Genomic DNA, 21,477 nt, shown 5'->3' with positions numbered 1-21,477 from the left:
TTTCTAGCATAGAATAAATTTATGTGATTATTTTATTAAATGATTGTTTTTTCTTCGGCAGTGACGCCTCCAAAATCATTAATAATTTTCCAACTTACCTGTTTTATGTTTTTTACAGGCAGAGTCCAGCTTAATTGACTAAAAGGTCTAATCATTCCCGCAGGTTTTATTTCATGTTGATCTATTTTAAGGTGAGAGAACGAGATAAAATAAGGGGTAGGATTTTCTGCGATCAACAAATTATTTTCCGTTCTGAATTTGAGTTCTTTGTATGCAGTACTTGATTTTTCTGCTAAATTCGCTGGGCGGTAAAACAATTTAAATTTTGACTTAACTGTAATTTGTAATTGATTTTGATCTGACTTCACCGAGGTCGGGATAGACTTTACATTCAACCAAAAAAGTGATTCCCGATCTTCAGGTAGATTACTCCCTGTTTTTACAATCCGTAGAATATTTTCTTGACCTGCTGCGAGTTTAAATATTGGGGGAGTAACGATAAACGGGGTTTTCATATTATCGTTTTCATCTTGGATCCAAGACTGAATCAGATAAGGTGCATCTTTTTCCGGGTTATTTATAGAAATGGACGCTTCCTTTTTATCACTCATGTAAATAACACGGGTTCCGCCAATGACGACACCTGCGATAGCAAAATTTATGCTGATAATATATACAAATATCATAGTTAATAGGCGTTGGAATTGCACGGTGCTCTCTCCATTTTATCGTATTTTTATACGCTATCCTGTGGGATTTATGGGCATCCATGCTCCATACTGCTTTATTAGAAACAAAACGTGAAGGAAGTTTTGTTCTAAAGTTTGTCCTATTTTAGTTATAAACAATAGTAAAGTTAGCGACTGCATCCCCAGATCCTGGGCTGATTATTTGAGCTGTAGCAATATACTTTGCAATAAATTTTAATTCTGCGGTATTTTGATCAGTAAAAGTCTGAAGTTTGGATGCTTTTGCCAAAGGAATCAGAGTTGAATTATCTTCTTCATAGATACCAATAGCAACACCATCGGCGACTGCCTGGCCTTTATCATTGGATAAAGCCAGAAGATTACTGTTTTTACTATCTATTTGCCCATCAAATTTAACTTGAGCATGATTATATTCTGGTGGGCAATTATTCATCTTAATGCTAAAAGGTGTTGCGGCAGCGGTGCTATCTACACCACTAAATGCATTTGAGCTAATTGTCCCCATGTTAACGTTTTGATTTGCAGAATCGGTATCGATTTTACAAGCATTAGCGATGATATTACCTGTAAAATTGATCTTTCCATCTGCTGCATTTGCTACAGAGATAAATACAGAAGATGCAAGTAAGGATGAAATAATCAGTTTAGTGTTCATTGTAAATAGATCCTAACCTTGGCGAGTATTACGACAGGGAAACAGAAACATTGGTTGAACCGAGACTGTATAAATGTCAATACAGCACATAAGTATCTAAAGCTCTTATCCGATAATCAGAACCATAGGTCAAACGGTGTTTTGTTTGGTGTTTCTTATTTAGGATAAAGTGTGAATGATAATAGCGATTAATTCGGAAGAATCCAAAGAATGACTCGGTAATATGCTGCATTTGAGATTTTTATCTATAATTAATGACTAGACAGGATTTTTTTTAAAGTCTATTGTGATTTATTATATGGAATAAAATATTATGCTAGCGGATAAGAATATTTATTAGTTAATAATTAGTTATAAAAATAATTGTGATGTAAATCACAATTCATATATCGCACTGAAAAATTTATTCTTTATTTTCTATTTTATTATCTTGAGGTTATTGTTTCATATTGCTATTTTTTTGCTTTTTGGAGTGTATATACATAATAGGGTAAGTTATCCAGATCAAGTTACGTTATAACTCATCATATTTATATTTCTGTTTTATTGCTGATATGAGCTTTGGACTGCAATATATCTCGAACGTATTCAACACGGTTAGCGGAGGAAAAATGAAACAGTTTGTCTTTGTATCGGGCTTATTGGCCGTCGTACTCGCATTCGCGCAGCCCGTTTCGGCCATGGAAGCAGAGCAGAAAACCGTCACTAATGGTGCGGCATTAATCGAATATTCGGTGCGAGGAGAGGGACCGCTGATTGTGATGATCGCTTCAACCGGTCGGGGAACGGCGGAATTCGCACCGCTCGCGGATCGACTGGCGATGCGTGGCTATCGCGTTGCTCTGCCCGAGCCACGCGGAATCTCGGGGTCAACCGGTCCGATGGAGAACGTGACTTTCCACGACTTTGCCGATGATTTTGCGGCAGTGATTGCAGCGGAAGGTAGCAAGGCAATCGTGGTGGGTCATGCTTATGGTCACTGGATTGCCAAGACAATCGCTTCGGATTATCCCGAAATGACGCGTGGCATAGTGCTTCTGGCAGGGGCCGCGAAATCTTGGCCTCCGGAGCTTTCGGATGCGATAACTGTTATTAATGATCCTAAATCTACCCGCGAGGAGCGACTGGCGCGGCTTCAGCTTGCCTTCTTCACGGAAAGTAATGATCCGACGCCTTGGCTTGAGGGTTGGCATTCCGATGTCGTAAAAAGCCAGTCTGCGGCACGTGAGCTGACTAATCGTAAGGATTGGTGGGCTGGTGGGACGGCGCCGATTCTCGATCTGCAAGCTGGGGCCGACCCGTTCAGACCTGAAGAGTCGCGGATGGAGGCAAAGGACGAGTTCGGTAACCGCGTTACTGTGGTTGTGATCAAAGGGGCCAGCCATGCGCTGCCCGCTGTGAAACCGATCGAGACCGCAGATGCGATTGCGGACTGGGGTGATAAACTGAAATAACTAAGAGCAATCCAGTCTCTGTCAGGGTATTCGAACTGCGCTTGTTTCGGCGCGAATTTCTCAGATAGGGACGATTCCGATGGCCGGTTTTGGGAAACATAGAATTAGTTACAACATACTTTGTAAAACAACACTTAAAAAATATGCCAGGATCAGTGCAGAAATAAAACAAATTGCTATATGAAAACACGAATGGCTACTACAAGGAGTAATAGCCTGAATTCGACGGGATTATTTGATTAATAGCCAAGTTGCAGGGATTGTGGTTATTAGTAACGCAGCAATAGCTAATTTTTCAGCCGGATAAAGATTGTGTTTTTGTGGATTCTGACGGCGGGCATACAGGAAAACAATAACACCCGGTGCATAGAGAACAACGGACAATAACAAATTCATTAAACCGGATGCATAAAGCAGCCATAGGCCATAAACACAAGCCCCAACAGCAATCAGTAATAATCCCTTGTTGCTACGATCAAAAGCGACCTTCAACAGAAATGCGCCAACAAGGAAATAGGGCAGTAAAATCATCTCTGATGCAATTGCCAGTAATGAATTGTAGTTGCTCCCGCTTAACCAAATCAGAACGAGGGAAAGTTGTACTGCGCCATTAGTTAACCACAATGAGGATGATGGTGCGTTATTGCAGTTTTGCAGGCCAAAAATTTTCGGGAAAGAGCCATGTTGGGAAGCGATAAATGGAACTTCCGCCGCCATGATCGTCCAGCTTAGATAAGCACCGCAAACAGAGATAATTAATCCGGTAGCAATAATGATTTCACCTGCCGAACCAATAAGTCCTACCATCAGGTTTGCCATCGATGGATTGCGTATTTCAGCTAACTCAGGCCGTGGTACTAACCCAAGAGAGAGCAGGGTAACTAATATATATATTCCTAATGCGGCGACAACGGCCAGCATAGTCGCAATACCAACGTCTTTACGTTTTTTTGCCCTGGCTGAAACTACAACGGCACCTTCGATACCAATGAATACCCAAAGGGTGATCAGCATTGTGTCTTTTACTTGTTGCCAGACAGGAACACCCAATTCGATACCTGTAAAGTCAAGATTAAAGATATCCATTTTAAACGCGATTGCAGCAAGAATAATGAAAGCGCCTAAAGGCAGCAATTTTGCCATTGTTGCCAATTTGTTGATTCCAGCTGCGGTTTGAACGCCACGGAGTACCAACCAGTGTACTAACCAGAGTAAAATAGATTCTCCCAACAGGGACTGCCAGGTATTGCCGTCGCCAAAGATGATGATACCTTCTTTATCAGTAAAGAAACTCAGGGCGGCAAAAACGATAACCAGATAAGAAACATTGGCAATTACCGCACATAACCAATATCCCCAGGCAGAACAGAAGCCTATTAGTTCACCAAAGCCTTCTTTGGCATAAGTGAAAATGCCTCCATCAAGATCCGGGCGAAGACGAGAGAGAAATAACAGGGCGGTAGCCAGAAACAGGATACCGACACCTGTTATCCCCCAACCGATCATTAATGCTGCCGGGCTGGCGATCTCAGCCATATTCTGCGGTAAGCTGAAAACACCAGCGCCGACCATAGAGCTGAGCACCAGAGCAGTAAGAGCTGTAAGACCTAGTTTTTTTTCCAAAGATATGTTCCTAATATGACACAAACTGCATTGTTAGCCAGTTCATTACCCCGATCACAAAAATGAATTGGGCATTGGGTTTTTGTCGCTTCCAAGCTGTATAGAACGGAAAAACAGACTGGTTAAACCTAGAAATAGAGGGGAATTTTACGGAGGGTATGGGTTGGATGCAATGGTTTTCTATGCAGATAACTATAAAATTTATGCACTGTTAGAGTGATGGTTAAGACGTCATGCCATACAATTTATTTTTATAAATTTATATAGGATATTTTTATAATGCGGCTTATTATTCTAAGAGAAATAAATAATGAATATAAAACACCGTGATGCTATTACCTAATTAAGTAATTTTCATTTTAATTTATCCAATCAATCTCAAAAATTAGTGAGAATAATTGTAAGAGGTAAATATTTTTCTTTAATCTTTATTTTCTTATGTAATATTATTACCAAGTGACAATAATCATTTGTTTCCATACCAGGTCGGTAAGTTAATATTTTTAGTATGCGGACTTATAGTCTCATGAATATTTTTTTAAATTAAAATATCTATTGTTGTTTTTTAATTAATTGATTTAATTATATTATTTTGTGTTTTTTCAATTGTTTTTGTTAATTTTAGATCGGAGTTAATATGTTTTTTATCAACTATTTTTACTAGTGACAAATTAATTTTGGTTAATGTGATGTAATACTATTATTATATAAAAACAAAAAAATCATGTTGACAACGACCATTTTGATTTATATTGTTTGTGAAAATATTAACCTGTTATCTATTAATTCATTTTCTTGTATATGCTTTTAGTTTTCAGGAATGATTATATGTACATATGCCAAAAAAATTTGGATAGTTAGGAGATAATTGTTATTCGAATTATTATTTTTTAGGCGCCGACGAATGGCTTGGTATTAAATATTCATAAAGGTTAGAACATATGAAGCGTGTTCTGGTGATATCGTATTCCCAAAGCGGCCAATTGATCGAGGTGGTAAAAAGTTTAATCGCACCTTTGCATGAGTCTGACGAGATATACATTCGTGAAGTGGTTCTGAAACCAATTCCAGAGTATCCATTTCCTTGGTCATTTTCTAAATTTGTTGATGTTTTTCCAGAAACGGTGCAGTTACATTCACCTGAGCTAGCGCCTTTACATCTGGAAGATGAAGCGCCTTTTGACCTGGTTATATTAGGCTATCAAGTTTGGTATTTGTCACCATCTCCTCCGATAACTGCATTTCTTAAGAGTAAAGAAGGAAAACGACTACTCAATGGTCGACCCGTGGTAACGGTTATTGCTTGTCGAGATATGTGGCTGACAGCCCAAGAAACGGTCAAAAAATTATTACATGAAAGTGGAGCGCACCTGCGCGATAACGTGGTTTTTATCAATAAAGCAAACTTCTTTGTAACATTGTTTATAACCCCGCTATGGCTAATGACAGGAAAAAAACAACCCATTGCCAGTTTACCGCCTGCTGGGGTATCGGAAGAAGATATTCAAGGAGCTAAACGTTTTGGGGATGCGTTGGTAACAGCGCTTAAAGCGGATAAAGAGAAAGTTGACGCCCCAATGTTGAAAGGTTTAGGGGCGGTATTTGTCGATAAATCTTTTATTTTTGGTGAACGTGCTATACATCGTGGATTTAGATTGTGGTCTGGGTTTATTCACCGTGTGGGTAAACGGGGGAAATGGGTAAGGTGTTCTCTATTAGCCATGTTTGTGACCTATTTGGTACTGACGGTGTTGATTGTTTTACCTATATCGATGGTTATTCGTCGTTTGCTGACCGCATTACTGAAAGAACGTCTTAATGAGTTACAAAAATACTATGAACAACCATCTGGTTCTGCCCGTTATGATGATAAAGGAGATAAATAAGTAAATGAGTAACAACGTTTATATCACTAAAGTTTCCGCCTTTATGCCGGGAAACCCAATAGATAATGAGACAATGGAATCTGTTCTTGGTTTTGTTGGTGATCGCCCATCAAGATCTCGTCATATCGTGCTCCGTAATAATGGTATTAAATATCGCCATTACGCGTTGGATCCGGAAACGGGAGAGACAACTTATTCATGTGCTCAATTGGCGGCTGAAGCAGTAAAAGGCTTGGTTGATGAACACTTTGCTTTAGATGATATGCAAAGCTTGGCAGCAAGCAGCGGTATTCCTGATCAAATTATACCGGGCCATGGTGTAATGGTTCATGGCGAGCTCAAGAATAAACCTTGTGAAGTTATCTCAACTTCCGGTGCTTGTGCTGCGGGTATGACAGCGATGAAATATGCTTATTTGTCTGTTCTCTCGGGGACGACAAGTAATGCGGTTTCAACTACCTCGGAAACACCTTCAACAGTACTGCATGCCCGTAATTTCCAGAGTGAAAACGAAGCCCGGGTTGCAGAACTGGAACGACGCCCTGAAATCGCTTTTGAAAAAGATTTTCTGCGTTGGATGCTTTCTGATGGCGCCGGCGCTGCTTTACTTGAAAATAAACCTCGACCTGATGGTGTTTCATTACGAATTGACTGGATAGATATTTACTCTTTTGCTAATGAGCAAGAGACATGCATGTACGCAGGTGGGGAGAAGTTAGCCGATGGCAGTTTGAAAAGCTGGACACAAATGAGTCAGGCTGATTGGCTTGCATATTCTGCTTTCTGTATCAAGCAAGATGTCAGATATTTAAATGATAGGGTCGTTAAATTTACACTTAGCGAGCCATTGAGACGAATAGTTGCTGATCGTAATTTATCCGCTGAATCTATTGATTGGTTCTTGCCTCATTATTCATCTGAATATTTCCGCATGAAATTTTCCGAGGGTCTTGAAGATATTAATTTTGGTATTGAACAAGAGCGTTGGTTTACTAACTTAACAGTGAAAGGAAATACCGGATCGGCTTCTATTTATATCATGTTGGATGAGCTGATGAAGTCGGATAAATTAAAGAAAGATCAGCGTCTGTTATGTTTTATCCCTGAAAGTGCCAGATTCACAGGGGCATTCATGCATTTGACGGTTGTGTAAATATTTAACCTTAATTAATGAAAAAAGGGGAAACGACTGGTTTCCCTAAATATAAGTACATTAGGAAGATAATAGCGTGGAAAATTTAGAGAATCATGTTAAAAATGTTGTTGCAGAACAACTTGGAATACCCGAAGCCCAGATTCTTACCACACAAACATTCGAGGAATTGGGTGCCGATTCGTTAGATAGCGTCGAGTTGATTATGGCTCTGGAAGAACGTTTCGAGATAACTATTGACGATACAGAGGCGGAAAAAATGGTGACGGTACAAAACGCCATTGATTGTATCCGTTTGAAGTTAGAATCAGCCGGCTGATTTGAAGAATTTTATTATCCTTGCAGTAAAAAAGGCACATACGGGTATATATGTGCCTTTTTCTTAAATTAAACAAGCTATTTGAACAGGTCTGCACTGATAGTAGAGGATCCGCCGCTGGATTGCCATTCACGGGTAATATGGTAATACTTAGCGCCTTTATTCGCTGCGCGTTTAGCGACTTCATAGGCAACATCAGGCATGCTGTTGTAGTAACCTGAAAAGGTGATGGAATCAAAAGGTACCATCTGGGCAGCACTGATTTTATTTAATTCTTGTATTTTCGTACCATCTGGAAGTGTGACAGTGTAACGCTCGCCTTTGGAATATTGTGTTTCAAAGAAGCGGCCAATAGAACTATTGGTTGAAGTTGAAGAGGCTAAACCAGGAATTTCTACTTTCTTAGCGGCTGCGCCACCAGCCGCTAATGCAGCGCGTCCTGCGTCCGAATCAGCTGGGATTACTGCTTCGTTAGCCTGAATTTGGCGTTTTGGCGCATCATCTTTGTAAACATAAGCGGTAACGGTTTGATTACCGCCATCGTTGGTTGAAACCTGACGGACAATAAAAAAAGAAGCTGCACCTTTTTTCTTGGCTTCTTTTGCAATGGTCTCATTTAAATCTGGCTCATTGGTGTAAAAACCACTGACGGTTACCGTATCGAATGGCTCCAGTGTTACCGCTTCTGTTTTGGGTAATTCTTTGATACCGCGGAACATACGATATTTAATTGAATTGTCAATTTTCTCTGCATCTTTGTGATACAGATCAGCTACGACGCGCAGGTTGCCACTATTATTCAGATCATCAAGGCTTTGGATATAAAATCCATCTGCGCCCATTTTATCTGCCCGACGGGAAACGGCGTCGGCAGCTTCATAAATAGCATTAAAAGGACCTGTAACCGTAATACGTTTAAATGGTTTCAGTTCTGCTGCTTTTTCAGGGGATAATTCCTGAGCTGCCTGAGCAGCGGTAATACCAGTTAATGAGAGCACCGCGGCTGCGATGATCGTTGTTTTCAGCTTCATAAAAAATCCTTTCGCCTTGCGCATTAATTACTTATAACTTGCTGAACATCGTTGTGTATCACATAGCCGACAATTATTACATGTAATAATAGCTAATGTCCCACGAATTTATGCTATCAGTATGAATGAATACAAGTTCATAGAAATGGCGTCATAAGTTTTCATCAACACGTTTTTATCAACATTGCGTTTTTATCAACATCATAGTAACTGGCATTGAAAAGTGCGAGCCGGTAATACCACTTAGCTATTTTTCTTACTCATTAGTGATGGATCGCCAATAATATTTTCGGCTGGTTATCAAAATATCCGTTGATAGATTTTGCTGATAGCAGTAATAAAGTTAATTTAATCGCTAAACTGGCCTCAGCAAGTAATAATCATCATTAATCTTAATCTTAAGCTTTAGGAAGGGAACATTATGCGTATTGGTGTACCGAGAGAGCGACTTGCCAATGAAGCACGTGTTGCAGCCACGCCGAGTACTGTGGAACAACTGTTGAAATTGGGATTCGATGTCGTTGTTGAAAATGGAGCAGGGCATTTAGCCAGCTTTGGGGATAGTGCTTACCAACAGGTTGGAGCTGAAATTACCGATCGTAATGATATTTGGGGTTCAGATATCATTCTAAAGGTTAATGCTCCTGAGGATGACGAGATTGCATTAATGAAGGAGGGGAGTACGTTGGTGAGTTTTGTCTGGCCGGCACAAAATCCTGAGTTAATGCAGAAATTATCAGACCGTAAAGTCACTGTGTTGGCTATGGATTCAGTACCGCGTATTTCCCGTGCTCAGTCGCTGGATGCACTGAGCTCTATGGCGAATATTGCAGGTTACCGGGCGATAGTAGAGGCTGCTCATGAATTTGGTCGTTTCTTTACTGGTCAGATTACAGCCGCAGGTAAGGTTCCACCAGCCAAAGTGATGATTATTGGCGCCGGTGTTGCTGGCCTGGCTGCTGTGGGTGCAGCGGGCAGTTTAGGCGCTATTGTCCGTGCGTTTGATACCCGGCCTGAAGTTAAAGAGCAGGTTCAGAGCATGGGGGCGGAGTTTCTCGAACTGGATTTTGAAGAGGAAGCCGGTAGTGGTGACGGATATGCAAAAGTCATGTCTGAAGCCTTTATTAAGGCTGAGATGGCGCTTTTTACAGCACAGGCGAAAGAAGTTGATATTATTGTAACAACAGCGCTTATTCCGGGGAAACCAGCACCGCGTCTTATTACCAAAGAGATGGTTGAATCAATGAAACCGGGCAGTGTGATTGTTGACCTGGCGGCTCAGACGGGGGGGAACTGTGAATTAACGCAGGCAGACAAATTAGTTGTGACAGAAAATAGTGTGAAGATTATCGGTTACACCGATTTACCAAGCCGTTTACCAACGCAATCTTCACAACTGTACGGGACTAATTTGGTTAATCTGCTCAAACTATTGTGCAAAGAGAAAAATGGCGAAATCAATATTGATTTTGATGACGTTGTTATTCGTGGCGTGACCGTTGTAAAAGAGGGGGAAGTGACTTGGCCGGCGCCGCCAATTCAAGTTTCTGCTCAACAGACCGCAAAACCAGCACCAATAAAAAAAGTAGAAAAGCCAGAACCTAAACCTGCTTCCCTCTGGTTGAAATATGGCTTGCCGGCACTGGCTGTTATTTTGTTCAGTGGGTTAGCCAACGTCGCGCCAAAAGAGTTTTTATCTCACTTTACTGTTTTTGCATTGGCTTGTGTGGTGGGTTACTACGTGGTCTGGAATGTCAGCCATGCTTTACATACACCGCTAATGTCAGTAACTAACGCCATTTCTGGCATTATCGTTGTTGGGGCGTTATTGCAAATTGGTGATGGTGGATGGGTAAGCTTCTTCTCATTTATCGCTATCTTAATTGCCAGCATTAATATCTTCGGTGGCTTTACTGTCACTCAACGTATGCTGAAAATGTTTCGTAAGGACTAAGGGGTAATTGAATGTCGAGTGGAGTCGTTATAGCGGCATATATTGTTGCTGCCATCTTATTTATTTTCAGTCTTGCGGGTTTGTCTCGTCACGAAAGCGCCAAACGCGGGAATATTTTGGGTGTCGCCGGGATGGCAATCGCATTGATTGCGACTATCTTCGGGCCTGATACCGGAAACGTTGTTTGGGTTATTCTGGCGATGGTGATCGGTGCGGTTATTGGTATTCGTCTGGCAAACAAAGTTGAAATGACTGAAATGCCGGAATTAGTTGCCATATTGCACAGTTTCGTCGGTTTGGCTGCGGTGCTGGTTGGTTTTAACAGCTTTATTGCTCACGATAGTTTCGCGGAACCTGTGATGGAGAATATCCATCTGACAGAAGTATTCCTGGGTGTTTTCATCGGCGCAGTTACCTTCACCGGTTCTGTTGTGGCCTTTGGTAAATTATGCGGAAAGATTTCTTCCAAACCGCTGATGTTGCCGAATCGGCATAAATTAAACCTTGCAGCGCTGGTTATCTCTTTTGTCCTGTTAATTATTTTTGTGAAAACGGAAAGTACTGGCCTGCAAATTTCCACACTGTTGATCATGACGGCAATCGCATTGGTATTTGGCTGGCATTTGGTTGCTTCTATCGGTGGCGCGGATATGCCGGTGGTGGTTTCGATGCTGAACTCCTATTCGGGTTGGGCTGCCGCGGCCGCTGGATTCATGCTGAGTAATGATTTGCTGATTGTTACGGGAGCGCTGGTCGGTTCTTCGGGGGCCATTCTGTCTTACATCATGTGTAAGGCAATGAACCGTTCTTTTATCAGTGTGATTGCTGGCGGGTTTGGGACTGATGGTTCCTCGACTGGTGATGATCAGGATATGGGCGAATATCGCGAAACCACAGCGGAAGAGGTTGCTGAACTGCTGAAAAACTCAACATCTGTCATCATCACGCCGGGATACGGTATGGCTGTTGCCCAGGCGCAGTATCCGGTACATGACATTACAGCCAAACTGCGTGAAAAGGGGATTAAGGTTCGCTTTGGTATCCATCCGGTTGCGGGTCGTCTGCCTGGGCATATGAACGTGTTGTTGGCGGAAGCCAAAGTCCCTTATGACGTTGTTCTGGAAATGGATGAAATCAATGATGATTTCTCTGATACAGATACCGTACTGGTTATTGGAGCCAACGACACTGTTAACCCTGCGGCACAGGAAGATCCCAACAGCCCGATTGCGGGGATGCCAGTGCTGGAAGTGTGGAAATCACAGAGTGTTATTGTGTTTAAACGCTCTATGAACACAGGTTACGCTGGTGTACAAAACCCGCTGTTCTTTAAAGACAATAGTCAGATGTTGTTTGGTGATGCGAAAGCGAGTGTCGAAGCAATCCTTCGTGCACTGTAATTCCTTATCGCTATAACTTACAAATCTTGATTGGGTTCCTGTCTCTTAGTCATATGCTGATTAAGAGACAGATCAAATGATTTCATCATCGGGTATTTATGTAATATTTTTGGGCACCAGAATTAATTCCATTTCATCTGCAAGCTCTTTAAGTTTGTCGTTAACCTTTTTAGAGGTTCGTTAGTAATCATAAACCTGAGTAATCAGATTTTCTCTCTATCTAAGCAGGCTGTTTTTACTACTTAATTTCCAATGTGTGGTATCCCTGCCAGCGATAATTCATTACTGATAATGTCCAGAACAGAATAAAAATCCCGACAACCCAAAAACCGACATTGCCCATGTTATCGTTTAATGCCCCAATGGTGCCCCAGAAAGCGCCATGCAGATCCCACTGATCAGCGATAAGGCCGAGTGCTTCTAGCCCGCCAATGAACAGCGCTACAGCGACGGAAGCCGCAGTAATGGTCATGTTGTAGTAAAGTTTGCGTGCTGGTTGGGAAAAAGCCCAGCCATAGGCCCCTACCATAACAAAATTATCCAGTGAATCGATTAGCGCCATGCCACTGGCAAATAGCGCCGGGAATACCATCAGCGACCATAAAGGCAGTCCACTAAGAGAGCCGGCGGCAGATATACTCAACAGCCCAACTTCGGTTGCGGTGTCGAAACCCAGTCCAAACAGGAAACCGACCAAATACATATGCCAGCTTTTGCTTACCAGTCGGAAGACCGAGTGAAACAAGCGGGTCGTTACTCCTCCCGGTGTTGTTTCCAGCAACGTTAAATCACTGTTCGTCAACTCTCTTCCACGTTTGAGCTCCTGAAACTTCTGATAAACGCTTTTCAATATCAGCAAATTAATCAGTGCTATCGCCAACAGAAAGCAGGCAGAAACGAGGGTGCCAATAATGCCGCCATAGTCATGAACCCAGCCCATCTGATCTTTAAAAGCCATTGAAGTCAGGACAATAGCGAGGCAGGCCAGAATGACAATGGTAGAGTGTCCCAGAGAAAAGAAAGCGCCGACGGCAATAGGTGATTTACCCTGTTGCATCAGTTTACGGGTGACGTTATCAATTGCCGCGATGTGATCGGCATCGACTGCATGGCGTAGCCCATAACCGTAAGCTAACAGAGCCGCCCCCATCATGACTGCATGATGGCGGAAAGCGATAAATGCCCAAATCCAGGCAAGTACGTTGGCGGCAATCAGAACAACAAGAAGCGAAAGTGCATGTTTTTTATTCATATAAGAAACCTGTCAATGTTAAACCCGTTTGCGGGTGATTTCTGAAAAACAAAAACGGTAAGCATCCTCTGTACGTAATAATGTACGGTCTTTTACTAAATCATAATACTAATTAACTTGTAATATTAACTTAGATAAACTTAAATAAAAGGTAAGAGGACTAATCTGTTGTAAGGGGAGTAACTTAATTGACATATTATAATTCTGGTGTCAAAACTTTTTTACCAAAGGATATATTTTCCAATATTTAAATTGGTAAAAGAGCAAATTTTGAATAAAGTCTGTTGGGAAAAGCGTATTAAGTTATAGCTTATTGACATGACAGTGCGACCGTATGGAATAACCAATTATTAGGGGGTTTTATGCAATTAACGCCAAGGGAAATTGAGAAACTCATGGTATATACACTGGCCGATGTCGCATTAAAGCGTAAATCCCGCGGCTTAAAACTCAATTACCCTGAGGCCGTCGCTATTATTACCGCGGCTGCCCTGGAAGGGGCCAGAGAAGGGAAAACGCTGGAAGAAGTCATGGATGATTCAAGGCACATTCTGACTAAAGAAGATGTAATGGATGGTGTCGCTGATCTCATTCCACATGTGCAAGTTGAAGCCATATTTACAGATGGCAGTCGTTTGGTGACGGTGCATGATCCCATCCAATAATTGCTGAAACAAATTATAAATAGCAGGAAAAGTTATCTGGACAAAATATTAATTTATAGTTTTGGCTCACGTATTGACGTGGAGATTTTCCGATGAAAGAAAATAATAAAGAGGATATTACTCCGTTGGGGGGATATATTCTTGCTGAAGGCCCGATATCCTTTAATGAAAATTGTCCGGCTATTCAATTAAGGGTTCGTAATTCAGGTGATCGCCCAATCCAGGTGGGATCTCATTTCCATTTTTTTGAGGTGAACAAAGCCCTGCAATTTGATCGGGCGGCTGCGTTCGGCAAACGACTCAATATTACTTCAACAACCGCAATCCGTTTCGAACCCGGTGATGAAATTGAGGTGTCATTAATCCCTGTTGGTGGGAAACAAAACGTTTATGGATTTAATAACTTAGTCGATGGTTGGGCAGGTAAAAGCCTGGTTGCCGCTGAGGAATATGTAGAAAAGACCTGGCTGCACGCTGGGTAACGTCGAAAAACTTTTCGCACAAAGGAATAAACTATGCCAATAATTTCCCGGCAGGAATATGTCGGTCTTTTTGGTCCGACTATTGGTGATAAGATTCGCCTGGCAGATACCAATCTGTTTATTGAAATTGAGAAAGATCCGCGCGGTTATGGTGATGAATCGGTCTATGGCGGAGGTAAATCGTTGCGTGATGGCATGGGGGCCGATAACCGCATGACCAGTGAAAATGTATTGGATTTGGTGATCACCAACGTCACTATTTTGGATGCACGTCAAGGCGTCATTAAAGCCGATGTCGGCATAAAAGAGGGGCGTATCGTCGGGATAGGTAAAAGCGGTAACCCCAGTATGATGAATGGCGTTACACCTGGCATGGTAGTTGGCGTCAGTACTGATGCGATATCCGGTGAACATCTTATCCTCACGGCTGCCGGCATTGATACCCATATTCATTTTATCTCTCCCCAACAGGCTGAACATGCTTTGTCTAATGGCGTGACGACTTTCTTTGGTGGGGGTGTTGGTCCCACTGACGGAACTAACGGCACTACTGTTACCGCCGGTCCTTGGCATATCCATCGTATGTTGCATGCTTTTGAAGGTTTACCGGTTAACGTCGGTATTTTGGGAAAAGGCCATGCTGCGGTGGCTATGCCGCTGGTAGAACAGATCAAAGCGGGTGTTGCCGGGCTGAAAGTGCATGAAGACTGGGGAGCAACCAATTCTGCATTGCGTCATGCTTTACGTGTAGCGGATGAAATGGATATCCAGGTAGCGGTCCATACCGACAGTTTGAATGAAGGTGGTTATGTCGAAGATACCATCGACGCTTTCGAAGGCCGTACCATTCATACTTTTCATACCGAAGGCGCGGGTGGCGGACATGCGCCGGATATCATCAAAGTTGCCAGCCAGATGAACGTGTTGCCCAGCTCAACCAATCCCACGTTGCCTTACGGTATCAATAGCCAGGCGGAATTGTTTGATATGATTATGGTTTGCCATAACCTTAATCCCAAGGTACCGGCTGATGTTGCATTTTCGGAAAGCCGCGTACGCCCGGAGACCATTGCTGCGGAAAATGTTTTGCATGATATGGGAGTGTTGTCGATGTTTTCCAGTGACTCCCAGGCCATGGGGCGGGTAGGCGAAAACTGGCTGCGGGTGATGCAGACGGCTCATGCCATGAAAGCGGCGCGGGGCAAGTTGCCGGAAGATGCGGCGGGTAACGATAATTTCCGTGTCTTACGTTATGTCGCCAAAATTACGATTAATCCGGCAATTGCGCAGGGGATAAGCCACGTTCTGGGTTCGGTTGAAGTGGGAAAAATGGCTGATATTGTGTTGTGGGAGCCACGTTTCTTTGGCGCAAAACCTAAGCTGGTCATCAAAGGCGGTATGATTAACTGGGCGGTGATGGGTGATCCGAATGCCTCATTGCCGACGCCACAGCCGACATTTTATCGTCCGATGTTTGGCGCATTGGGCAAAACCCTTCAGGAAACCTGTGTGACTTTTGTCTCCCAGGCGGCGATGGAACAAGGAGTAAAAGAGAAACTGGGTTTGGAACGCCAGGTTATGGCGGTACGTAACTGCCGGGCTATCTCCAAGAAAGATATGGTGCGTAATGCTGAAACGCCAACCATTGAAGTGGATGCCGAAACCTTTGCCGTCAAGGTGAATGGTGAATATGCCACGGTAAAACCCGTTAGGACGGTAGCGCTCAATCAGCGCTATTTCTTTAGTTGATATATTTTTTGCTGTTTGGTCAGAGGATATTTTTCTGGCCGGATTAACCGATCCATGCGTTCAGAGGATTTATTTTATGATTGTTATTGAACAGATTCTTGGTAATGCCAAAAAAGATGCTTCTTGGCGAGATCGCTTGCAAGGCGTCTCGCCGGATATCTTAGTGCTTTCGCAATGGGAAGCGCAAAAAAGCCGTTGCCGCAAATCTACGCTTAACGGGTTGGATTTGGGGATTTCTCTTGACCGTAATCAGGTATTGTCGGACGGCGATATTTTGTTGTGGGATGAAGTTAAAGGACTGGCTGTTATTGTCCAGATGAGCCTGCGTGATGTGATGGTTATTCATTTGAAGTCATTATTGTCATTAGATTCAGAGACCGTAATGAAAACCAGTTTTGAACTGGGTCATGCTTTAGGTAACCAGCATTGGAAGTCAGTGATTAAAAATAACCAGATTTATATTCCGCTGACAGTATCAACTAAGGTGATGGATTCGGTAATGAAAACGCATGGTTTTCATGCGTTACCTTATTCCTTTATCAAAGGCGAAGAGATTTTGCCTTACCTCAACAACTCCGAGGCACGCTTATTATTTGGTGGTGCAGAGGATTCCGCGACACATGTTCATGTTGATAACACGTTTCTGAACCAGCATGTGATCAAATTAAAATGAATGCGCTCCACTTAATCAGAATCATGCAATTTGCTGATTCCGTGTTGCCTGTTGGTGCGTTTTCTTTTTCAAACGGCCTGGAATCAGCCATTCAGAATAAAATCGTGCATAACGTGGCAACGTTAAGCGATTTTACCCGAACGGCGTTGTTACAGGCGGTTAGTGGTGATGGCCGGGCTGTGGTTGCTGCGTGTCAGGTATTGAATAGCGGACAGCGTGACGCCGCTATCTCCTATGATTGGGCAGTATTTAACCGAAAATTGAATGAAGAAAGTCGCATTATGGTGACGCGGATGGGGAAAAAGTTAGCGGAAATGGCGGTTGAGGTAACCGGTGAGCCGTTGATTGCATGGTGGCTGGCTCAAATAAAGAGTGATATTGCCGCAGGTACTTATCCGATTACCCTGGCAGTCGTCATGAGTGCATTAGGTGCTGTTCCGCGTGAAATCATTGTTATGCATCAATATGGTGTCGCAATGACGATACTCAGTGCAGCTATACGTTTGATGCGCGTTACCCATATTGAAATTCAGCGTATCTTATTCTCACTGAATCAGGATATTGAACTGTTTTGTGATGAGGCGGAAAAGGGTGGGGTTGATCAGATGACATCTTATGCACCCGTAACTGATGTATTGGCTGCACTGCACGTCGGTGCATTTACCCGGTTGTTCAGTAATTAACAACCACGTCTTAATCGAGTGAGGAAATTTCTGTGAAAAAAATTACCCGAATTGGTATTGGCGGCCCGGTAGGTTCAGGCAAAACAGCTGTTATTGAAGTGATCACGCCTATTTTGATTCAGCGAGGAATAAAACCCCTGATTATTACCAATGACATTGTTACCACTGAAGATGCTAAGCAGGTCAAACGGACACTGAAAGGCATTTTGGATGAGGAGAAGATACTCGGGGTGGAAACCGGTGCTTGTCCACATACAGCGGTGCGTGAAGATCCCAGTATGAATATTTCCGCGGTAGAGGAAATGGAAGCTCGTTTTCCTGACACGGATGTCGTGTTAATTGAAAGTGGTGGAGATAACCTGACACTCACTTTTAGCCCGGCATTGGCGGACTTTTATATTTATGTGATTGATGTGGCTGACGGGGAAAAGATTCCACGTAAAAACGGGCCTGGACTAGTACAGGCGGATATTCTGGTGATCAATAAAATCGATTTGGCGCCTTATGTCGGCGCCAGTCTGGCGGTGATGGAGAGTGATACTCAGGTTGTGCGTGGTCAGCGCCCTTATATCCTCACTAACTGCAAGACGGGAGAAGGCGTTGAAACGCTGGTAGATATGATCATGCGTGATTTCTTATTTACTCATTCGTTACAGGCGACACAATGACCTCTACCTGCTCGCAGAGAATCATTGGTGAAGCATATAAACGGGTTAGCGAGCTTGGTATCAATGCGCCGGAACTCGCCCTGTTTCAGGATGAACCTCCTCAGATGGCAAGCGGTGATATAGGTAAAAGCGGCTATCTGCGATTGGGGTTTGCCCGGCGTGGCGACCGCAGTATTCTGGCCTGCATGGAACGCCGGGTTCCTTATTTGGTGCAACGGGCGCTGTATTGGGATGAGGCACTGCCGCAGATGCCGTGTGTATTTATGATCTCCACATCGGGATGTATATTGCAGGGGGATCGGCTGGCGCTCGACATTCATGTTGCACAGGATGCATTTGGTCATGTCACCACTCAATCGGCTACGAAGATTCATTCAATGGTGAATAACTATGCGGCGCAGGCGCAAACTATTCAGATAGAGCAGGGCGGCTATTTGGAAATGATGCCCGATCCGGTTATACCTCATAGTGGCTCGCGGTTTATTACTGATACCCAGATAACCATTCATCCAACTGCCACGTTAATTTATTCCGAGATAATCATGTCTGGCCGCAAATACCATCTAGCTGATCAGGGGTTTAAATTTGACGTTTATTCATCACGGATTACGGCAACGGATTTCGAAGACAAAATATTATTTGCTGAACGTTATGTATTGGAGCCTAAAAAACAACCGTTGAATAGTGTAGGAGTGATGGGGCCATTTCATGTGTTTGGTAACGTGATCTTACTCACACCTCTGGTTCACCATGACCGTATTCTGGCGCGCATCACGCCTCAATACGATGCTGAAACCGGCATAGCCAGTGGCGCCAGTCGCTTACCTAATCAATGCGGTCTAATCTTCAAAATGTTGGGAAAAGAAACTCATCAAGTTAAAGCGGGTATTCGTCTTTTCTGGCGCATAGCACGCGAGGAGATCCTTGGCGTTACATTGCCTGAACCGTTTATCTGGCGTTAAAACGCTTTTCAATAAAACCCAGGACAGAAAATCTGTTCCGGGTTTTAGCAAAATGAATACTTTTTTGTTACTGTTGCTCTTTAGCCACTTTGACAGGACATGCAAAACCATCAGGTTTGATAGCCAAAAGGTCACATTTTAGATGGTCTATCACATGTTCTACGGTGTTCCCCAGAAAAGCAGCAGACAACCCTGTTCTGCCCAAGATACCAAAAACGACAATACCGGCGTTCATCTCATCACACATTTCAGGAATAACACTCTCCGGTAACCCTTCATGGATATGAGTGTATTTCTCATCAATGCAGAATTTCTGGCGAAGCTCTTTCATTGAGATAAGATGCTGACCACGCAGCGCATGGTTATAAACGCTTGGGTCGAAATCCGGTAGTTCAATAGCAATATTCAGCGGTGCGACAGGATAAGCGCTGACCAAATGAATTTCGGGATCCGGCATTATCTGGCGTGCCAGCGCTTGGGTTTCCCTGACCAGTTTTAGGTTCAGTTCATGATGGTACGATTCTTCATTAGATAAATTAACCGCAACCAGAATAGAGCCCTGATCCGGCCATATCTGATCTTTTACCATCCATACCGGGCATGGGCATTTGCGTAGTAACTGCCAGTCAAGCGGGGTGAAAATCAGGGAGCCCAGCTTGTCATGCTTATGCGTCATCTTCAGAAGCAAATCGTGTTCACCTGTAATGACTTCCTGGATAATGGCTTCATAAGGCCGATTGTGCCATACCACTTTTATCTCAATATCAATACCGGCTTTCAGATAGTAGTGCGCTTGTTGTTTAAGCCAGGCGGTGCGCTGGCTGGTAACACCTTTGCGCATAGCACTGGCCTCTTCAGGGGAGAGCAAGGTTGTCATTTCATAGGAGAGATCATAAATAGGTAAGAAAGCTTTAATCCGGCCACCGCTACGTTGCACTATATAAACTGCACGTCTTAATGCCGGCTGATCGTCCTGACTTGGATCAATTGCAACTAAAAGGTTTTGATAGTTTGCCATAAATAGTACCCTCATAGAGGCTAGACAAAATACGCTTCAATACTAAAGATAAACCAATATAGGCAAACCGAACAGGTCAGAGGATAACCAGATCAAAAAATTAAAATGATCTGGTTTTAAGATCAGGTAACTGAAACAGATTTTTTCCCGACTAAGTCGGCCAATTTATCCATATCTTCAATAGTGATGTATTTACCTTTTACGCCAAGAGTATTATTTTTCTGGAAGCGCCCAAGCAGACGACTAATGGTTTCAACAGTCAGACCAAGGTAATTACCAATATCACTGCGAGTCATGGTTAAACGGAATTCTCTTGGTGAGAAACCACGTTGAGCGAAACGACGGGAGAGATTATAGATAAATGCAGCTAATCGCTCTTCAGCGTTTTTCTTGGACAACAACAATATCATTTCTTGGTCGCCTTTAATTTCCCCGCTCATCAGGCGCATCATTTGCTGGCGAAGATTAGGCATTTTACCGGACAGGTCATCCAGTGTTTCAAACGGAATTTCACAAACCATCGATGTTTCCAGGGCTTGAGCAAAACTTGGATGCTGAGTATTAAGGATAGCGTCAAAACCCACTAAATCCCCTGCAAGATGGAAACCTGTGATCTGTTCATCACCTTCTTCAGTGATGGTGTAGCTTTTAATAGTTCCAGAACGGATAGCATAAAGAGATTTCAACTCATCTCCTGCTTTAAATAAAGTTTGCCCTTTCTGGATAGGTTTCTTACGCTCAATGATATTATCGAGCTGGTCAAGCTCGTGCTCATTCAGGGTGAAAGGGATGCACAGCTGGCTAATGCTGCAATCCTGGCAGTGGATCGCACAACCACCAGACTGGATTCGACGAATAACACGTTTTTCCTGGATCATATGGTATGCTCGTTGAAATATTGATATAGCTCAACTTTATCATCTATTGATGATTCTGGTAAGAACTATAATAGCTTTCTGCGATTTATTCGGAGAAATATAATTACCTTTATCTTGATTATAAGAAATTATTACATGGTATAAAGTGGATGTTCCGTCATTGTCATAGCAAGACTATATCAGTATCCGTTACCGAGGAAAACAAGATATTGTGATATTAGGCAACGTGCTGAGATTTTTTCATTAATGTTTGTGACATTAT

General features: G+C 42.9%; 19 protein-coding genes and 1 pseudogene. 13 read left to right on the top strand and 7 right to left on the bottom strand.

Annotated elements, in window-relative coordinates; genetic code table 11:
• Positions 1-35: 35 nt before the first annotated feature.
• Complete coding sequence (locus tag ABR397_RS00600; protein ID WP_350304009.1) at positions 36-710, bottom strand: fimbrial biogenesis chaperone; 675 nt, start codon at positions 708-710, stop codon at positions 36-38.
• A gap of 124 nt (positions 711-834) precedes the next feature.
• The gene (locus ABR397_RS00595; protein ID WP_350304008.1) at positions 835-1,365 is read right to left on the bottom strand and encodes a fimbrial protein; all 531 of its coding nucleotides are present in this window, start codon (positions 1,363-1,365) and stop codon (positions 835-837) included.
• Between the two features lie 611 nt (positions 1,366-1,976).
• Here ABR397_RS00595 and ABR397_RS00590 point away from each other — a divergent pair.
• Positions 1,977-2,819 carry an alpha/beta fold hydrolase gene (locus ABR397_RS00590; RefSeq protein WP_350304007.1) on the top strand — a complete coding sequence of 281 codons (843 nt, stop codon included), beginning with the start codon at positions 1,977-1,979 and terminating at the stop codon, positions 2,817-2,819.
• A 231-nt stretch (positions 2,820-3,050) separates the two neighbouring features.
• Here the strand turns inward: ABR397_RS00590 and ABR397_RS00585 are convergent, their stop codons facing one another.
• On the bottom strand, positions 3,051-4,442 hold the full coding sequence (locus ABR397_RS00585; RefSeq protein ID WP_350304006.1) for an amino acid permease: 1,392 nt from the start codon (positions 4,440-4,442) through the stop codon (positions 3,051-3,053).
• A 941-nt stretch (positions 4,443-5,383) separates the two neighbouring features.
• On the opposite strand from ABR397_RS00585, the pseudogene stlC reads away from it, so the two are divergent.
• The 3 genes and pseudogenes from stlC to stlE all read left to right on the top strand — a co-directional run bounded on the left by stlC (position 5,384) and on the right by stlE (position 7,800).
• A pseudogene (stlC, locus tag ABR397_RS00580) lies at positions 5,384-6,332 on the top strand (stilbene biosynthesis aromatase StlC).
• Complete coding sequence (gene stlD / locus ABR397_RS00575; RefSeq protein WP_350304004.1) at positions 6,333-7,481, top strand: beta-ketosynthase StlD; 1,149 nt, start codon at positions 6,333-6,335, stop codon at positions 7,479-7,481.
• A 76-nt stretch (positions 7,482-7,557) separates the two neighbouring features.
• A complete protein-coding gene (gene stlE, locus ABR397_RS00570) occupies positions 7,558-7,800 on the top strand; it encodes a stilbene biosynthesis acyl carrier protein StlE (protein WP_350304003.1) in 243 nt (80 codons plus the stop codon).
• Positions 7,801-7,877: 77 nt separating this feature from the next.
• On the opposite strand, the gene ydgH is transcribed toward stlE, so the two are convergent.
• A complete protein-coding gene (gene ydgH, locus ABR397_RS00565; RefSeq protein ID WP_350304002.1) occupies positions 7,878-8,831 on the bottom strand; it encodes a DUF1471 family protein YdgH in 954 nt (317 codons plus the stop codon).
• Positions 8,832-9,252: 421 nt separating this feature from the next.
• On the opposite strand from ydgH, the gene pntA reads away from it, so the two are divergent.
• Both pntA and pntB read left to right on the top strand, forming a co-directional pair.
• The gene (gene pntA, locus ABR397_RS00560; RefSeq protein ID WP_350304001.1) at positions 9,253-10,785 is read left to right on the top strand and encodes a Re/Si-specific NAD(P)(+) transhydrogenase subunit alpha; all 1,533 of its coding nucleotides are present in this window, start codon (positions 9,253-9,255) and stop codon (positions 10,783-10,785) included.
• 11 nt (positions 10,786-10,796) lie between these two features.
• Positions 10,797-12,185 (top strand): Re/Si-specific NAD(P)(+) transhydrogenase subunit beta, encoded by a 1,389-nt coding sequence (gene pntB, locus ABR397_RS00555; RefSeq protein ID WP_350304000.1) that lies wholly within the window; start codon positions 10,797-10,799, stop codon positions 12,183-12,185.
• A gap of 238 nt (positions 12,186-12,423) precedes the next feature.
• Here pntB and ABR397_RS00550 read toward each other — a convergent pair whose 3' ends face one another.
• Positions 12,424-13,437, bottom strand: a complete 1,014-nt coding sequence (locus ABR397_RS00550; protein ID WP_350303999.1) for a HoxN/HupN/NixA family nickel/cobalt transporter — start codon at positions 13,435-13,437, stop codon at positions 12,424-12,426.
• 362 nt (positions 13,438-13,799) lie between these two features.
• Between ABR397_RS00550 and ABR397_RS00545 the strand changes: the two genes are divergently transcribed.
• From ABR397_RS00545 to ABR397_RS00515, 7 genes are all read left to right on the top strand, one after another.
• Complete coding sequence (locus ABR397_RS00545; protein WP_118984795.1) at positions 13,800-14,102, top strand: urease subunit gamma; 303 nt, start codon at positions 13,800-13,802, stop codon at positions 14,100-14,102.
• A gap of 92 nt (positions 14,103-14,194) precedes the next feature.
• On the top strand, positions 14,195-14,584 hold the full coding sequence (locus ABR397_RS00540) for an urease subunit beta (RefSeq protein ID WP_350303998.1): 390 nt from the start codon (positions 14,195-14,197) through the stop codon (positions 14,582-14,584).
• Between the two features lie 33 nt (positions 14,585-14,617).
• Positions 14,618-16,333 carry an urease subunit alpha gene (locus ABR397_RS00535; protein WP_350303997.1) on the top strand — a complete coding sequence of 572 codons (1,716 nt, stop codon included), beginning with the start codon at positions 14,618-14,620 and terminating at the stop codon, positions 16,331-16,333.
• Positions 16,334-16,409: 76 nt separating this feature from the next.
• Positions 16,410-17,006, top strand: a complete 597-nt coding sequence (gene ureE, locus ABR397_RS00530; protein WP_407072843.1) for an urease accessory protein UreE — start codon at positions 16,410-16,412, stop codon at positions 17,004-17,006.
• On the top strand, positions 17,003-17,689 hold the full coding sequence (locus ABR397_RS00525) for an urease accessory protein UreF (protein ID WP_350304065.1): 687 nt from the start codon (positions 17,003-17,005) through the stop codon (positions 17,687-17,689). Before ureE ends, ABR397_RS00525 begins: the two co-directional genes overlap by 4 nt.
• Before the next feature lie 32 nt (positions 17,690-17,721).
• Positions 17,722-18,357 (top strand): urease accessory protein UreG, encoded by a 636-nt coding sequence (gene ureG / locus ABR397_RS00520; protein ID WP_021325780.1) that lies wholly within the window; start codon positions 17,722-17,724, stop codon positions 18,355-18,357.
• On the top strand, positions 18,354-19,319 hold the full coding sequence (locus ABR397_RS00515) for an urease accessory protein UreD (RefSeq protein ID WP_350303996.1): 966 nt from the start codon (positions 18,354-18,356) through the stop codon (positions 19,317-19,319). The genes ureG and ABR397_RS00515 overlap by 4 nt, the downstream gene beginning before the upstream one ends.
• Positions 19,320-19,386: 67 nt before the next feature.
• Here the strand turns inward: ABR397_RS00515 and uspE are convergent, their stop codons facing one another.
• Both uspE and ABR397_RS00505 read right to left on the bottom strand, forming a co-directional pair.
• On the bottom strand, positions 19,387-20,337 hold the full coding sequence (gene uspE / locus ABR397_RS00510; protein ID WP_350303995.1) for a universal stress protein UspE: 951 nt from the start codon (positions 20,335-20,337) through the stop codon (positions 19,387-19,389).
• A gap of 122 nt (positions 20,338-20,459) precedes the next feature.
• The gene (locus ABR397_RS00505; RefSeq protein ID WP_021325777.1) at positions 20,460-21,215 is read right to left on the bottom strand and encodes an FNR family transcription factor; all 756 of its coding nucleotides are present in this window, start codon (positions 21,213-21,215) and stop codon (positions 20,460-20,462) included.
• Positions 21,216-21,477 lie beyond the last annotated feature (262 nt).

The organism is Photorhabdus viridis (assembly GCF_040256935.1).
Lineage (GTDB): Bacteria > Pseudomonadota > Gammaproteobacteria > Enterobacterales > Enterobacteriaceae > Photorhabdus > Photorhabdus viridis.
This window is presented reverse-complemented; position numbering and strand designations above follow the sequence as displayed.

What these genes read in the sequence shown, in the direction of transcription:
- ABR397_RS00540 (WP_350303998.1), top strand. Translation starts at nt 14,195, where the DNA reads ATGAAAGAAAATAATAAAGAGGATATTACTCCGTTGGGGGGATATATT.
- ABR397_RS00535 (WP_350303997.1), top strand. Translation starts at nt 14,618, where the DNA reads ATGCCAATAATTTCCCGGCAGGAATATGTCGGTCTTTTTGGTCCGACT.
- ABR397_RS00590 (WP_350304007.1), top strand. Translation starts at nt 1,977, where the DNA reads ATGAAACAGTTTGTCTTTGTATCGGGCTTATTGGCCGTCGTACTCGCA.
- ABR397_RS00550 (WP_350303999.1), bottom strand. Translation starts at nt 13,437, where the DNA reads ATGAATAAAAAACATGCACTTTCGCTTCTTGTTGTTCTGATTGCCGCC.
- ureE (WP_407072843.1), top strand. Translation starts at nt 16,410, where the DNA reads ATGATTGTTATTGAACAGATTCTTGGTAATGCCAAAAAAGATGCTTCT.
- ABR397_RS00505 (WP_021325777.1), bottom strand. Translation starts at nt 21,215, where the DNA reads ATGATCCAGGAAAAACGTGTTATTCGTCGAATCCAGTCTGGTGGTTGT.
- ABR397_RS00545 (WP_118984795.1), top strand. Translation starts at nt 13,800, where the DNA reads ATGCAATTAACGCCAAGGGAAATTGAGAAACTCATGGTATATACACTG.
- pntB (WP_350304000.1), top strand. Translation starts at nt 10,797, where the DNA reads ATGTCGAGTGGAGTCGTTATAGCGGCATATATTGTTGCTGCCATCTTA.
- ydgH (WP_350304002.1), bottom strand. Translation starts at nt 8,831, where the DNA reads ATGAAGCTGAAAACAACGATCATCGCAGCCGCGGTGCTCTCATTAACT.
- uspE (WP_350303995.1), bottom strand. Translation starts at nt 20,337, where the DNA reads ATGGCAAACTATCAAAACCTTTTAGTTGCAATTGATCCAAGTCAGGAC.
- ABR397_RS00515 (WP_350303996.1), top strand. Translation starts at nt 18,354, where the DNA reads ATGACCTCTACCTGCTCGCAGAGAATCATTGGTGAAGCATATAAACGG.
- stlD (WP_350304004.1), top strand. Translation starts at nt 6,333, where the DNA reads ATGAGTAACAACGTTTATATCACTAAAGTTTCCGCCTTTATGCCGGGA.
- ABR397_RS00525 (WP_350304065.1), top strand. Translation starts at nt 17,003, where the DNA reads ATGAATGCGCTCCACTTAATCAGAATCATGCAATTTGCTGATTCCGTG.
- ABR397_RS00595 (WP_350304008.1), bottom strand. Translation starts at nt 1,365, where the DNA reads ATGAACACTAAACTGATTATTTCATCCTTACTTGCATCTTCTGTATTT.
- pntA (WP_350304001.1), top strand. Translation starts at nt 9,253, where the DNA reads ATGCGTATTGGTGTACCGAGAGAGCGACTTGCCAATGAAGCACGTGTT.